This is a genomic window from Corynebacterium antarcticum (assembly GCF_016595285.2).
GTDB classification, from domain to species: domain Bacteria; phylum Actinomycetota; class Actinomycetes; order Mycobacteriales; family Mycobacteriaceae; genus Corynebacterium; species Corynebacterium antarcticum.
In genome coordinates, this window is sequence record NZ_JAENIP020000001.1 from 37,775 (window position 1) to 52,134 (window position 14,360).

Annotated in this window: 10 protein-coding genes and 1 pseudogene; 3 read left to right on the plus strand and 8 right to left on the minus strand. The window is 67.5% G+C overall.

Annotated features, from left to right (window positions below):
- Window positions 1-128: 128 nt before the first annotated feature.
- The 6 genes from JIM95_RS00180 to gndA all read right to left on the minus strand — a co-directional run bounded on the left by JIM95_RS00180 (window position 129) and on the right by gndA (window position 7,877).
- Complete coding sequence (locus JIM95_RS00180; protein ID WP_200257421.1) at window positions 129-1,598, minus strand: hypothetical protein; 1,470 nt, start codon at window positions 1,596-1,598, stop codon at window positions 129-131.
- An 83-nt stretch (window positions 1,599-1,681) separates the two neighbouring features.
- Window positions 1,682-2,542 carry a 3-methyladenine DNA glycosylase gene (locus JIM95_RS00185; protein WP_200257422.1) on the minus strand — a complete coding sequence of 287 codons (861 nt, stop codon included), beginning with the start codon at window positions 2,540-2,542 and terminating at the stop codon, window positions 1,682-1,684.
- A gap of 6 nt (window positions 2,543-2,548) precedes the next feature.
- On the minus strand, window positions 2,549-3,610 hold the full coding sequence (locus JIM95_RS00190) for a hemolysin family protein (protein ID WP_200257423.1): 1,062 nt from the start codon (window positions 3,608-3,610) through the stop codon (window positions 2,549-2,551).
- Window positions 3,607-4,986, minus strand: a complete 1,380-nt coding sequence (locus JIM95_RS00195) for a hemolysin family protein (RefSeq protein WP_200257424.1) — start codon at window positions 4,984-4,986, stop codon at window positions 3,607-3,609. Before JIM95_RS00195 ends, JIM95_RS00190 begins: the two co-directional genes overlap by 4 nt.
- A gap of 32 nt (window positions 4,987-5,018) precedes the next feature.
- Window positions 5,019-6,425, minus strand: coding sequence for a DEAD/DEAH box helicase (locus JIM95_RS00200; RefSeq protein WP_200257425.1), 1,407 nt, complete (start codon window positions 6,423-6,425; stop codon window positions 5,019-5,021).
- Window positions 6,426-7,877, minus strand: a complete 1,452-nt coding sequence (gndA, locus tag JIM95_RS00205) for an NADP-dependent phosphogluconate dehydrogenase (RefSeq protein ID WP_200257426.1) — start codon at window positions 7,875-7,877, stop codon at window positions 6,426-6,428.
- A gap of 146 nt (window positions 7,878-8,023) precedes the next feature.
- On the opposite strand from gndA, the gene JIM95_RS00210 reads away from it, so the two are divergent.
- Complete coding sequence (locus tag JIM95_RS00210) at window positions 8,024-8,491, plus strand: hotdog family protein (protein ID WP_200257427.1); 468 nt, start codon at window positions 8,024-8,026, stop codon at window positions 8,489-8,491.
- A gap of 64 nt (window positions 8,492-8,555) precedes the next feature.
- The gene (locus tag JIM95_RS00215; RefSeq protein WP_200257429.1) at window positions 8,556-9,008 is read left to right on the plus strand and encodes a PaaI family thioesterase; all 453 of its coding nucleotides are present in this window, start codon (window positions 8,556-8,558) and stop codon (window positions 9,006-9,008) included.
- Between the two features lie 528 nt (window positions 9,009-9,536).
- Here the strand turns inward: JIM95_RS00215 and JIM95_RS00220 are convergent.
- A pseudogene (locus tag JIM95_RS00220) lies at window positions 9,537-11,820 on the minus strand (bifunctional hydroxymethylpyrimidine kinase/phosphomethylpyrimidine kinase).
- A gap of 188 nt (window positions 11,821-12,008) precedes the next feature.
- Between JIM95_RS00220 and JIM95_RS00230 the strand changes: the two are divergent.
- Window positions 12,009-12,602: a class I SAM-dependent DNA methyltransferase gene (locus JIM95_RS00230; RefSeq protein ID WP_200257441.1), complete on the plus strand. Its 594-nt coding sequence runs from the start codon at window positions 12,009-12,011 to the stop codon at window positions 12,600-12,602.
- A 207-nt stretch (window positions 12,603-12,809) separates the two neighbouring features.
- Here the strand turns inward: JIM95_RS00230 and JIM95_RS00235 are convergent, their stop codons facing one another.
- Window positions 12,810-14,222, minus strand: a complete 1,413-nt coding sequence (locus tag JIM95_RS00235; protein ID WP_200257443.1) for an NAD(P)/FAD-dependent oxidoreductase — start codon at window positions 14,220-14,222, stop codon at window positions 12,810-12,812.
- Window positions 14,223-14,360 lie beyond the last annotated feature (138 nt).

Sequence of the window (14,360 nt, forward strand, 5' to 3'; positions counted from 1 at the left end):
TTCGGAAGCGCGTCGACTTGGTGGGCCGTTGTCCGGGGACTGGCCGGCCCAGTACACCCCGTGAGGGAGTCTCGGCTCCTGACGTTCCCGTCCTGCCCGGTGCATGCGGCGGTGCGGGGGCCGGGAACCTAGGGTCGTGCCACTCCGAAGGCTTTCTGCAGGGAGTCCGCCATTGAGGGCACTGTCATGTCGGCGGTGAAAGCGGTACCACCCTTGCTCGTCGCCCAGTCCGCGAGCACCGGATCCACCGGGGCTGTTCCGACGTGCACGATCTGCGGAACGATCTGCTCTGAATCACTGCTGTCGAGAGCGTTCCTGAATGCACGGTCGTCGATGGAATCTGCGGTGCCCGAGGTAATGATGACGAGCCGGACCGGGCGACCTGTTTCAGCGGAATGCTGTGACGCGGCGCCGAGCGCAGCGGGCACGGCGGAGCGGGTCAACGGATCGCCGCCGGTGCCGAATCCCTTCACGACTTCCGCCGCATTCCGGCCGGCGGAATTATCGAGGAACGTGACATTGTCACGCCAGGCCCTGGTCACCCCGGGCGACAGGGGCGAGGAGTAGTTCCAGAGTGCGACTCGGCCACCGGCGCGCCCGACCGAGAGCATCAGGGGATCGAGCAACCTCGCGACATGACCGGCGATGCGGTGGCCGTCGACGAGGGTGTCCATGTTCGTCGACGTGTCGAGCAGAACGAGCGTGTCGGTCCCGGCGTCCACCGAGCCCTTCGACTGCTCCGGGACGGCGGCGAAGCGTTCGCTGATGATGTCCGCGGTGCTCAGGACCTGACGTTGAGCATCATCGGGTTCCTTCTGCGCGACGTGGTCGGAGACGTAGCGGGCGAGATCAGCCGCGGCCCTGGTCTGCTCCTCGCTGACGCGGTCCGTCGCTGTCAGTGGGATCGCGACGGTGTTCACCGCGAGGTCATCCGGGGAGTAGAACGCGTAACCGTCCGGTGTGGAGTCCTCGGTCACCGCGAGGAGTTTCGAACCGTCGGCGACGGCGTCCTCGACGGTGACCGTGCGGTCGGCACGGAGGAGATCGACACCCCGGTCGGCGTCCGCGTCGGACAGGGCGGAGGCGGCGACCGCCCTGGCGTAGATGTTCCCGCCGGCGGGGATCACGACACCCCGGTTCGCGAGCTCGGGCCAGTCAGCTCCCGAGACCTCGGTGTCGGCGGTGTGCGCGATTCCCACGGGGGTGGTGAAGATGACGGGCCAGTTGTCCGACGCGGGGGTCCGGTCCACCGCACCGAGGGCAGCCCGGGTGATTTCCCTGGGGCCGGACGCCAGCATCAGCGCGGCGTCGGCACCCGAGGAGACGAGCTGTGGTTCGACGCAGTAATCCCTGACAACCGGGTCGGAGCCGCGGTAGTCGGCGAGCAGATCCCGGAGCTGCGGGGAGTCGGTCGCCTGGATGGGGAGAGCCAGGGTTCCGTTGATGCACGGCGAGGCCGTCGCGTGGGTGCGGTTCGTCTCATCCCTGGCCGTCATCCACCAGACGACGACACCGACGACCACGACGGCGGCGATCAGCCCGATGGTCAGCTCCCTGGACAGTCGCCAGTTGTTGTACCCGTCTGCGTGTCGTCCCACGTCATTCACCTGCCCTTGTCTCCTCGTGCCCGCACATCCATCCATGTCACCGGATCACACGGCAGGCACGTTGGCCGGAATACCTACAGTGCAACTCTACTTGTTTCATCGATCAACGTGATCAACCTGCGGCGCAGCGGTGTCGCACGTCCGGCGAGATCCCGTTGCCGGTTGACGTACATCCGCTTGCCTCCGGTGGTCTCGACGGGAACGACCCCGAACCCCAGCGGTCGGACGTCGTACGGGGACGCCTCCATGTCCAGCACGCGCGCCGCCCTGGCCAGCTCGAAGCAGTCCAGGAAGAGGTCACCGGGTACCAGCGGGCCCAGTTTGCTGGCCCACTTGTACAGGTCCATCGTCGCGTGCACACAACCACGCTGCTCGTTCGCCGGCTGGTCGTCGCGGGTCAACGGCGTGATGTTCAGCGGCCTCGCGGGAGTGGTGAAGAACCGGAAGGCGTCGTAGTGGGTGCACCGGATCTGGTGTCCCTCCACCACGGCGTCGGTGCCGTCGCGCCCCAGCCGGAGCGGCAGATCGTGGCGGGGATCGTCGGTGCGGTAGACCATCGCCCATTCGTGGAGTCCGAGACAGTCGAAGTGGGCGGGGTTGGTGGCCGTGGATTCGAGGAGGTTCCTGATGTAGCGGAACGACTCTCCCCGCGTGTCCCACAGCTTTCCGAGGTTGACGCCCGTGGTGCCCGTGGGGTCGGTGTCGTAGAACCTCCATCCGGCGTGGGGACAGTCCCCGCGGAGCCTGATGTCAGGGCCCGGGTGCCACCGGGCGAGCTGCGCCGGGGTGACCGGGTAGTAGTCGAAGAGGAAGTCCCAGACGGGGTGCTTCTCCCCGCGGCTGCGTCGGTCGAGGTGTTCCGCGGTGAATCCGTGGGCCCGTGCCGCGTGGGCGGCGGCGAGCGGTTCCCACTGCTCCGGGGACAGTACACGCACGAAGGATCAGGCCTCCTCGTGGGTCCAGTCCCGCACGGTACCGACGAACTCCTCGATGAGATCCTCGAGGGTGACGATGCCGATGAGTTCGCCGCGCTCGTCACGGACCTGCGCCATGTGGGCCGACCGGCGGCGCATGAGCCTCATCGTGTCATCGAGCGTCCCGGCGGCCTCGACCGTGATGAGTGGGCGGAGTTCGGACTGCTTGACGACGTCGTTGAGCGTCGCGTCCGGGCACACCATCCGGTCCAGGATGTCCTTGACGTGGATGTACCCGACATAGTTGCCGGCGACACCGGTCACCGGGAAACGGGAGTACCCGGTTTCGCTGACGGCGTGCTCCACCGCTCCCAGTGTCGGGCCCTTGGCCCCGAATTCGAGTGTCCGCACATCCGGGCAGGCGATCAGGACCTCCCGGATGGTCCGGTTGTCGGAACGGAGAGCCTTGTTGAGGCGGGCGTGCTCCTCCGCGTCGAGCAGGCCCTCGGAACGGGATTCGGTGATCATCGTCGCGAGCTGCTGCGGTCCGACGGAGGTGTCCATCTCCTCCCGTTGCTCGATTCCGAACATCCGGAGGGTGACGCCGGCGAACCAGTTCATCGCGACGATGATGGGCCGGGTGAGCTTGACGAACAGCATGTGCGGGGGCACGAGGATCATCGCCACGGTCTCCGGGCCGGCGAGTGCGATGTTCTTCGGGACCATCTCACCGAGCACGATGTGCAGGTAGGTGACGATGCCGAGGGCGACCGCGAAGGCGACCGGATGGAGGAGATGGTCCGGCAGCCCGAGGGCGTGGGCGGGGCCCTCGATGATGTGCGCGATCGCGGGTTCCGCGACCTTACCCAGAAGCAGGGAGGCGATCGTGATGCCGAACTGTGCGCCGGCGAGCATCATCGACAGATGCTCGGACGCCCGGAGCACGCTCCGGGCACGGCTTTTGCCCTGCGCGATGAGGGAATCGAGGCGATCCCGGCGGGACGAGATCAGCGAGAACTCGGCGCCGACGAAGAAGGCGTTGATCAACAGGAGGAGGACGGCGAACAGCACCGCTGAATAGTCGCTCATGCGTACTGACCCGCTTCCTCGTCGGAGATGGGGGTGAGATAGACCCTGTCGACGCGGCGCTCATCCATGACGGTGATCCGCGCCAGCCAACGGCCGGTGATGCCGGACTCGAACTCGTCCATCGAATCACGCTCGGTCTGCGGCAGCAGGACGATGTCGCCGGCACGGGGAATGCGGCCCAGGGTGGCCATGATGAGGCCACCGAGGGTCTCGTAGGGGCCGTCCGGGGCGAAGTATCCGGTCTTCTCCGGGAGGTCGTCGACGCGGACGAGGCCGGAGACGTCCCAGTTCGCGCCGTTCTGCACGTAGTCGCGCTCCGCATCGGCGTCGTCGTGCTCGTCGTAGACCTCGCCGAGGATCTCCTCGACGACGTCCTCGATGGTCACTATTCCCGCGGTGCCGCCGTACTCGTCGGCGACGAGAACGACCTGCGATCCCGCTGAGCGGACGGCGTTGAGCACCGCGTCGCCGTCGAGGCTGGCGGGAACCACCGGGATCGGGCGGGCGAGGGTCCGCAGACTGGTTTTCGCACGATTCTCCCTGGGTACGGCGAACGCCTCCTTGACGTGGACCACCCCGACCGTCGCGTCGAGGTCACCGTCGGTCACCGGGAACCGGGAGTGACCGGTCGCCAGCGCGAGGTTGAGCAGATCCTCGACGGTGTCGTCGACGTCGAGGTCCTCGATCGTGGATCGCGGTGTCATGAATTCCTCGGCGGTGGCTTCACCGAACTTGAGACTCCGATCGAGCATGACGGCCTTCGACTGGTCGAGACCACCGTGCTTGGCGGAGTTGCGGACCAGCGCACCGAGTTCCTGGGCGCTGCGAGCCGAGGCGAGTTCGTCCGCGGGCTCGATGCCCATCTTCCGGACCAACCAGTTGGCGGTCGAGTTCAGGGATTTGATGAACCACTTGAAGATCTTGTTGAAGATGCGGACGGGACCGACGGTGATGCGTGCCGCGGTGAGGGGATCGGTTATCGCCATGTTCTTCGGGACGAGTTCACCGTAGACCATGGAGAGCAGCGTCGCGGCGACCATCGCGAGAATCAGTGCGATGGGGCGCGCGGCCGCTTCGCTCAGGCCGAGCAGTTCGAGCACCGGGTCGAAGAACCGCGCGAGCACGGGTTCCGCGAGGTAACCCGTGGCGAGAGTCGTGATCGTGATACCGAGCTGCGCACCCGACAACTCGAAGGAGAGATCGTTGTGCGCCTTCTGGATGTTCCGGGCCCGGGTGTCGCCCCTGTTCGCCACATGGTTCTCGATGCTGGAGCGTTCCAGACCGGTGAGGGCGAACTCGATGGCGACGAAGAAACCGGTCCCGACGGTCAGAGCTATGAACCCGACCAGGGCGAGGATGCTGAGGAGTATGTCCATGTACCAATCGTGGGAGTGGAGGAACGTCGCGGTCAGCGGCGTCGGCGGCGACGACGCGGGGTGCCGTCTGAACCGGGCTCCGGCCGGGGCTTCCGGTCGGCGGATCGTTCAGCGCTGGGGGAGACCTTACCGCGCCCCTGTCCGTTTCCCCTAGTCGCAGGATCACCCGCGGATCTGGCGGAACGGCGGCGCTTCGGGGGGACGCCCCGGGCTCCGCCACGGCCCTGACCGTGGGACTGCTGCTGTTTCGCCCCGGGGTTGGTCAGCGGCTCGCCGGACGGTGGCCGGGCGCCGGTGATCGTCGCGAGCTCGGGGGATGAGGGGGTCACCCTGATCTCATCGGCGGTGACGCCCGCCTTCTTGAACAGGGTACGGACCTCGGCGACCTGCTCGTCGGTGACGAGTGTGACCACGGTCCCCTTCTCGCCGGCACGGGCGGTACGCCCGGCGCGGTGGAGGTAGGCCTTGTGCTCCGCCGGCGGATCGATGTGGACGACGAGAGAGACGTCGTTGATGTCGATGCCGCGGGCGGCGATGTCGGTGGCGACGAGAACCGGGATCGATCCGTCGGAGAAACCGGCCAGCGCGTTGGCGCGGGTGTTCTGTCCCTTGTCGCCGTGGAGTCCGACGGCGTTGATGCCGACCCGGCGGAACTTCTTGACCTGCCTGTCCACGCCGTGCTTGGTGCGCATGAACATGATCGTCCGGCCGGCACGGGCTGCGATCTCCGCGGCGACCTCGCCACGGTTGTCGCGGTCACCGACGAGCAGCCGGTGATGGGACATGGTGTCCACCGATGCCCCGACGGGGGCGGTGGAGTGGGTCACCGGATCGTGGAGGTAGCGGTTGACCAGTTTGGTCACGTCCCCGTCCAGTGTCGCGGAGAAGAGCAGCCGTTGGCCGCTCGCCGGGGTGAGGTCCATCAGCTTGCGCACCTGCGGGAGGAAACCCATGTCGGCCATCTGGTCAGCCTCATCGAGGGCGGTGATCTCGATGTCACTGAAGGACAGGATCTTCTGGTTGACCAGATCCTGGGCGCGACCCGGGGTCGCGACGAGGAGGTCGACGGGTCGGGCGAGTGCGCTGATGTTGCGCTTGATGTTCACGCCGCCGACGACCTCGAGCACCCGGAGGCCGAGGGCCTGCGCGGGAGCGTCCAGGCGCTCCTTGACCTGTGCCGCGAGTTCCCGGGTGGGAACGAGGACCAGTCCGCGGGGACGCCCCGGCTTGGAGGCGCCGGACTTCGCGAGCCGGGTCAGCATGGGGAGACCGAAGGTGAAGGTCTTGCCCGAGCCGGTGGGGCCGCGGCCCAGCACGTCACGGCCGCTGAGCGCATCGGGGATGGCGGCGGACTGGATGGGGAAGGGTTCGGTGATGCCCTGTCGTTTCAATTCATGGACGACGGGAGTGGGCAGACCGAGATCGGAAAAGGATGTCATTTAGGCTTGGACCTCAGACCTGTCCCCGGTCCATTCCGTGTGGAAGTGGCCGGGACGGTCAGTTCTTTCATAGGTGTGGGCACCGAAGTAGTCTCGTTGCCCCTGGATCAGAGCGGCGGGGAGCCGTTCTGCACGGAGACTGTCATAGTAGGACAGTGATGACGCGAACACCGGGACCGGCAGGCCCTGGCGCGTTGCGTTGATGACGACCCGGCGCCAGGAATCGACCAGATCGACCATTTCACCGGTGAAGTAGGAGTCGAGCAGAAGGGACTCGATGTCGGGATCCGCGTCGTACGCGTCGCGGATGCGGTTCAGGAAGGTGGCGCGGATGATGCAGCCGCCGCGCCAGATCGTCGCGAGGTCCCGGGGGTCGACGTGCCAGCCGTGTTCCTCGGAGCCGGCCCGGATCTCGTCGAATCCCTGCGCGTAGGCGACGAGCTTCGAGGCGTAGAGCGCACGGCGCACGTCCTCGACGAAACGTTCGCGCTCATCGGCGGACACCGGTCCGGCGACGGTACCGGAGGGCAGCACACCCGCCGTCGCGGAACGCTGTGAGCGGGCACCCGAGAGCGCCCGGGCGAACACGGCTTCTCCGATCGCGGTCACGGGGACCCCGAGATCGAGTGCGGCCTTCACCGTCCACCGGCCCGTTCCCTTCTGTCCCGCGGCATCGACGATGACGTCGATCAGCGGTCGGCCGGTCTCGGCGTCGACCTGGTCGAGGACCTCGGCGGTGATCTCCACCAGGTAGGAGTTGAGGTCACCGGTGTTCCATTCGCGGAACACCCCGGCGATCTCCTTGGGCTCCATGCCCACCGCGTAGCGGAGCAGGTGGTAGGCCTCGCCGATGACCTGCATGTCGGCGTACTCGATGCCGTTGTGCACCATCTTGACGAAGTGCCCGGCGCCGTCGGGGCCGATGTGCGTGCAGCAGGGGGTGCCGTCGACCTCGGCCGCGATGGATTCGAGCAGCGGGCCGAGGGACTCGTAGGATTCCGCGGGACCGCCGGGCATGATCGCGGGGCCGTTGAGGGCGCCTTCCTCACCACCGGAGATGCCCGCGCCGACGAAGTGCAGGCCCCGGGCCCGCATCTCCGCTTCACGACGGATCGTGTCCGTGTAGAGACTGTTGCCGCCGTCGATGATGATGTCGCCCTCCTCCATCGCATCGGCGAGCTGGCCGATGACCGCGTCGGTGGCTCGGCCGGCCTGGACCATGATGAGGGCGCGGCGGGGACGCTGAAGCGAGGAGACGAATTCCTCGATCGTCTTCGAGGGGATGAATGCGCCCTCGTCACCGTGGTCGGCGATGAGGGCGTCGGTGCGTTCGGGGCTGCGGTTGTACACCGCGACCGTGTGTCCGTGGTGGGCGAAGTTCCGGGCGATGTTCGACCCCATCACAGCGAGTCCGACAACGCCGATCTGGGCGAGGTGCTTCTGGTCAGTCATGTCTCCACATCGTACCCGCTCACTGTGTCCGACCGGATACCCGAGGGTCCCTTAGCGGGCACCGGGCCCGGGTTGTGGCGTCTCACGCTTCCCGTGATCGGTCGCGGTTCACCCGGTGGAGCCCGACGGGTTTATGGTTGGTGGCTATGGATGCCAGCAACCTCACTCTGAACCAGCTTCTCGCACTCGCCGCCGACCGCCCGCTGCACATGCGTGAACTCGCCCGTTTCGGCGATCTGAACGACGGAATCGACCGTCTCCTCGGTCTCCGGTACCTGGAGATCACGCCCGACGGTGTCCGGGCGGAGATGCACATCACCTCCGACCACCTCGACTGCGGTGGGAGCAACGTCTCCCGTGCGGTTTGCCTCGCCGTCGCCGAATCGGTCGGCAGCGTCACCGCGGGCGTCGCTGCGCGGGGGGAGCGGATCAACGTGGCGCACGTGACGGGAGAATTCTGCCGCAACATCGCGGCCGGGGTGATCGAGATCACCGGAACATTCGTCAACGACGGTGACTCGGTCGCCCTCGTCGACGTCAGCGTCACCAACCGCGGGGATCTCATCCTCCGGAGCACGCAGCGTTCGGTGCGTGCGATCCCGACCGCGCACTGACCCGTACCGGTCGGAGCGCCCGAGGGCATTCCCACGTGGTCGGGTGCGAACTATGCTGGGCGGCATGAATCCAGCAGACCCGACACTGACAGAACTGCTCATGCACGCGACCGAGCGTGATCTCACCACCGAGGAGATCGCCGAGGTCAACCGCAGCAACCCCGGGGTCGATCCGCACATGGGCATCCGCTACACGCGGATCGGCCCGAAGGGTGTCCGGGCCCGGCTCAAGGTTGGTCCCGAGCATCTGCAGCCCTTCGGGCTCGTCAACGGCGGTGTGCTCGCGCTCCTCGCCGAATCAGCCGGATCGATCATGGCGATCATCGCGGCGAAGGCGGTCGCCGTCGGCGTGAACAACAACACGGACTTCATCAAGTCGGTGACCTCGGGAGTGATCGAGGTCGAAGCCGTCCCCGTCCACGTCGGCGGGACCACCCAGCTGATCGAGATCACGATGAAGAACAACGGCCAGGTGGCGGCGAGGAGTCGACTCCGCACCCTGTCGCTCCGGAGCTGATCTTCGCCCGGCCACCGGAAGGGGCCGGTGGGTCATGCCGCTACCTGAACAAAGCCCTGTCCGACAGATCGGACAGGGCTTCTCCCGGTGCTCACTGATCAGCCGGTAACCCCGGACACGGGGTCGACGGCGCGTGGGAGCCCGCCGATCAGCGCGAGGCGGTGGTGTCGCTCGGCGCCACACCGCTTGTGCGGATCGGTCCGGCCGGTCCGGGTGGAGGCGACCGTTTCGACTCTCGGGCTGCCCCGGGTCGTTCCCGAACCCGTCCCCACCGCGGTCCTCGCACTCGTTCTCTCGGTCGATCGAGTGCGGCTTCCTCGTGGGCTCACCGCCGCTCCGCCGGTGGGAGTCGATGTCGCTCCGGATCCGGCGGCCAGTGGCGGTGTCGGCGACCCCTGGCCGCGCCCCCTCGGGATTCACGGGGCCGGCCGTAACTGTCACAGTCGCCGGAGCACACCCCGTACGCCCCTGGGTATCAACGGCTCGCGTCCATGAGCCGCAGGGCACGGATAGGGAATCCGGACCGTGTCACATCCCGAAGCGGTCGGCCTGGTCGAAGAACTCCCGTTCGTGGATGCAGGCGCTGAGGTATGCCCGGGCCGCCCGGGCCCGCTGGTCCGGGGACGCTGCGGCCAGCGCCCGCTCGACCCGTTCCAGGGCGGCCCGGGTCTCCGTGACGAACTCCTCGGCCGCGTACCCGGTCAGCCAGGCGTGGTACGGATGCTCCGGGTGGTTGTGTTCCTCCAGCGCGAGGCCGATCTCGACGTACAGCCAGAAGCAGGGGAGGACCGCCGCCGCCCCGACGACGTAGTCCTCGCCCATCGTGCTCGCACGGAGGAAATCGGTGTAGGCGTTGGTGATCGGGGAGGGGCCGCCGATCCGCTCACGGTCGGCGAGCCAGGCCCGGTGCAGCTCGGCCTCGCCGAGTATGCAGCCGACGGCGTTCCGGGCCCAGGCGATCCGGTCCGCGGTGTCCCGGGCCCTGACAGCCAGTGCGGCCAGGGCCCGGGCGTACTCCTCGAGGTAGTGGGCGTCCTGGTCCAGGTAGAACGTGAATGCGTCCTCACGGAGTGTCCCCGCCCTAAGTCCCCTGATCAGGCGGAGATCCATGATCTCCGCCCAGACGTCACCGGTCGCCTCCCAGAGTGCGGCGGTCCAGGGGCCGGCAGGGGAGACCCGTGGTTCGGGGGCGGTGCGTCCGGCGGCGATCACCAGCGACCCGGGTGTCTCTCCGGAGGGCATGGGGGAGACCAGGTGCCGCCAGGGGGTGGTGTCCGCGGCCCGGGCGAGACGGCGCGCCCGGTGGCCGTGATCGACCGGGCCGTGGCCGTGGCCGACCTCGAGCCGGTGTGCGTGTTCGATGGATTCATTGAGCCAGCCGGTCGTCCAGTCCAGTGCACCCTCCGGGTCTTCGGTGGCCGCCAGTCGGGTGGCCAACGCGGAGGACAGTGAGCATCCGGTCCCGTGTGTGCAGGATGTGTCGTGTCGTGGTGCGGATACGGTGCGCACGTCCCCGTCTGGGACGACGAGGGCGTTCCCCGCCTCGTCGGTGGTCAGGTGTCCGGCCTTGACCACCACGGAGGTGCCGGTCTCGGCGGCGAGTACCCGGGCCTGCGCGATCGCCCCGGTGAAGTCGGTGGCCGGAGTCGCGTCGCACAGGACAGCGAGCTCGGGAATGTTCGGTGTCACCACGTCCACGTCCCGCACGAACTCGCGGAGCGCACCTTCCGCGGCCTCGTCCAGCAGCCTGTTCCCGGAGGTGGCGACCATCACCGGATCGAGGACGATCCACCGGGGACGGTGGTCGAGGAGATATCCGCGGACCAGATCGACGGTGGCGGCGTCTCCGAGCATTCCGATCTTGACCGCGTCGACGTCAACGTCATCGAAGACCGCGTCCAACTGGGCGGAGAGGAATTCCAGCGGCGGTGTGTGGACCTCGCGGACTCCCCGGGTGTTCTGCGCGACCAGTGATGTCGTCACCGCCATGCCGTAGCCACCGGCGGCGGCGATCGACTTCAGATCCGCGTGGATTCCGGCCCCGCCGCTGGGGTCGGTGCCTGCGATTGAAAGGACTCGGGGTAGAGCTGGGGACACGTCGAATTCTCCTGGTCGGTCAGCTGCGGTGGACTTCTGAGGGGCGGAACCTGTTGAGCAGCGTGCGCGCGGTCGTGTACGGGTCGTCGGTGGACATCAGCGCGGCGGGGACGCAAACCCCGTCGACGCCGGTGGCGCCAAGCTTATCCACGTTGTCGGGGGTGATTCCTCCGAAGGCGATCGTCATCACACCCGCACCGGCGGCGATCGCCGCGACATCGTCGACGACATCCGTCCCCAGCAGTGGTGACTGGCGGCGGCGTGTGTCGGCCGCCCAGACGGGGCCGATCCCGATCACGTCGGGAACGCGGACACCGGAATCGTCGCAGTCGATGAGGAGGGCCCTGAGCTCCTCGGTGCCGTCGACGGACACACCGATCATCAGCTGACCCGGCATCCGTCGGCGGGCCTCGGGGTAGGCGATGTCGGCGTGATCGAGATGCAGGTGGAAGCCGTGCCGGAGGGCGACGCGGAAACGATCGTGGACGAAGACCGGAACATGGAACGGTGTGTGCGGACCGGGATCGGCGATGGTCCGGGACACCGCGCCCCGGATCCTCAACGCCTGTTCCGCGAAGACCGCGTCGCTCGCGGTCCGGTCCCGCAGCTGGATCACGCTGACTCCACCTCTGACGGATCCGGTGATCACTTCCCCGGTCCGGTCGGTGGAGACCAGGGCCGACGGATCGACGGCCAGATAGAGGCCCCAGTGGATCTCGGCGAGAGCGGTCACTGCGCAACTCCTCGTGATCGGGGCACAGCTGGGACGCTGGCCGGCCGTTCGGGTCGGGGACGGTTTCGCCGAGGATAACATGTCACCACGCGTGTGGGTTAGGACACCCTCTTCGGCCGTTTTGAGGCGAAGTGCGGTCGGCTCGGCTTCGGGTCGGTAGCGTGGACTCCATGCCCACGTGGAAAGAAGTCATAGCAGCCAATCCCGACCACTCCGAGCAGTACGCGGCCAGGTGGCGTACGTTCGCCGCACAGGGGCGCGACCTCGACGGTGAGGCCCGCCTGGTGGATGCCCTCGCCCGGAACCGGGGCTCCCGGATCCTGGATGCGGGCTGTGGCACCGGGAGGGTCGGTGGTGTGCTCGCGGCGCGGGGGCACGAGGTGACGGGGGTGGATCTGGACCCGGTGCTCATCGGCTACGCCGAGAGGGACTTCCCCGGAAGCCGGTGGGAGGTCGGCGATCTCACCGCCGGCGAAGTCCCCGACGGAGAGTACGACCTGATCGTCTCCGCCGGAAACGTCATGACCTTCCTGCCCGCGGACGGCCGGGTCGCCGCTCTCCGGGCGTTGACCGGCGTTCTGGCGGCCGACGGCCGGATGGTGATCGGGTTCGGTGCCGGCCGCGGCTACGGATTCGACGAGTTCATCGTCGATGCCGCTGAAGCCGGCCTGGAACCCCAGCACCGGTGGGGGACATGGGAAATCGACCCGCTCACCGCGGATTCCGATTTCATGGTCGCCGTACTCGTGCACCGGAGCAGCTAGCGACGGTCCGGGCGGCCGTTCCTTCATGGGATGCAGGCGATGGGGCGCTGGCGACGCTCTCCCCTGCTCACCGGGGACATCCGGTGGGGGCCGATGGTATGACTGGCCCGGGGAAACGCGTCAAGGCCGGTCGCACGGGGATGAGTCCGGCGCGACCGGCCGTCGGACGTCACTGTCCCGGTACCCGGGAGCGGTGGTGGTCTCGGATCAGGCTTTCGAGGTCCTGCCGTTGAACCGGTCCGTGTCCTTGACCTCGATGAGGTCGTCTTCCTCGCCCGCGAGATCCCGCAGCTTCGCGAGTGCGGTCCGGGCGTGCATCTGCTGGCGGGTGGTGGCCAGCTGCCAGCGGTTCCGCGAGAGCACGTTCAGACCCCAGGCCACGGCGGCGACGAAACGGTTGCGGAAGCCCACGAGGAACATCAGGTGCACGGCGAGCCACAGGATCCACGCGAAGAAACCGGTCAACTCCACCTTCCCGATCTTCACCACGGCGGAGAAGCGGGAGACCGTCGCCATGGAACCCTTGTCGTGGTACTCGAAGGGCTCACGCTCTGACGCCTGGGCGCCCTCGGCGGTGCGGATGATCTGTTCAGCCGAGTACTCGCCCGCCTGGATCGCGACCTGCGCGACGCCGGGGAGCTTGTTGAGGGACATCATGTCGCCCACGATGAAGACGTCGTCGTGTTCGCCGACCGTGCAGTCGGGATTCACGGGTACGCGACCGGCGCGGTCGGCCTCGACACCGCACTGGTCGGCGATGAGCTTACCCAGTGGTGAGGCCTGCACGCCGGCGGACCAGATCTTGCAGAAGGCGGGGATCGTCTCGACGGAGTCGTCGACCATCGACTTGTAGGTGACCGCATTCTCATCGACATCCGTGACCATGGCGTTGAGTTTCACGGTGACGCCGAGCTTCTCCAGCTGGCGCTGCGCGTTCCGGCCGAGACGCTTCCCGAAGGGCGGCAGTACCTGGGGCGCGCCGTCGAGGAGAACGATTTTGGCGCTCTCCGTGGTGATGTTCGAGTACTCGCCGCTGAGCGTGCGGTGCGCCATCTCCGCCAACTGGCCGGCGAGCTCGACACCCGTCGGACCGGCGCCGACGATGACGAAGGTGAGCAGGCGTTCGCGCTCGACCGGGTCGGTGCAGATCTCCGCCCGCTCGAAGGCGCCGATGATCCGGGCGCGGAGCTCGAGTGCGTCGTCGATGGATTTCATGCCGGGGGCGTACTCGGCGAAGTGATCGTTGCCGAAGTAGGACTGGCTCGACCCGGCGGCGACGATCAGGGAATCGTAGGCGTAGGCACGCTCGAAGTCGCCCAGTCGGGCGGTGACCAGCTTCCCGTCGACGTCGATGTCCGTGACCTCCCCCTTGACGACATGGACGTTGTCCTGGTCCTTGAGGATCTGCCGGGTGGAGGGGGCAATCTCGCCGGAGGAGAGGATGCCGGTCGCCACCTGGTAGAGCAGTGGCTGGAAGAGGTGGTGGTTGGTGCGGTCGATCAGGGTGACGTCGACGTCGGCGTCCGCGAGTTTCTGGACGGCGAACAGGCCACCGAAGCCCGAGCCGATGACGACGACGTGGTGGCGGCCGCCCTCGGGACGGAAAGGCTTGTCAGTCATGTAGGTGTTGTCTCCTGGATAAGGATCTGGAGCCGCAGGAGCGGGCTGCGGCGGTACGGTGCTTCATCGTAGTACGTTGTCGGATAAATCACATCACCCCGGCTCACAGAGCGATGTCTGCGGGGATCGCAGGCAGCG

Excerpts from the sequence above, each read along its gene's own strand:
- JIM95_RS00210 (WP_200257427.1), top strand. The coding sequence starts at position 8,024 with ATGGATGCCAGCAACCTCACTCTGAACCAGCTTCTCGCACTCGCCGCC.
- JIM95_RS00195 (WP_200257424.1), bottom strand. The coding sequence starts at position 4,986 with ATGGACATACTCCTCAGCATCCTCGCCCTGGTCGGGTTCATAGCTCTG.
- JIM95_RS00190 (WP_200257423.1), bottom strand. The coding sequence starts at position 3,610 with ATGAGCGACTATTCAGCGGTGCTGTTCGCCGTCCTCCTCCTGTTGATC.
- JIM95_RS00200 (WP_200257425.1), bottom strand. The coding sequence starts at position 6,425 with ATGACATCCTTTTCCGATCTCGGTCTGCCCACTCCCGTCGTCCATGAA.
- JIM95_RS00215 (WP_200257429.1), top strand. The coding sequence starts at position 8,556 with ATGAATCCAGCAGACCCGACACTGACAGAACTGCTCATGCACGCGACC.
- gndA (WP_200257426.1), bottom strand. The coding sequence starts at position 7,877 with ATGACTGACCAGAAGCACCTCGCCCAGATCGGCGTTGTCGGACTCGCT.
- JIM95_RS00230 (WP_200257441.1), top strand. The coding sequence starts at position 12,009 with ATGCCCACGTGGAAAGAAGTCATAGCAGCCAATCCCGACCACTCCGAG.
- JIM95_RS00235 (WP_200257443.1), bottom strand. The coding sequence starts at position 14,222 with ATGACTGACAAGCCTTTCCGTCCCGAGGGCGGCCGCCACCACGTCGTC.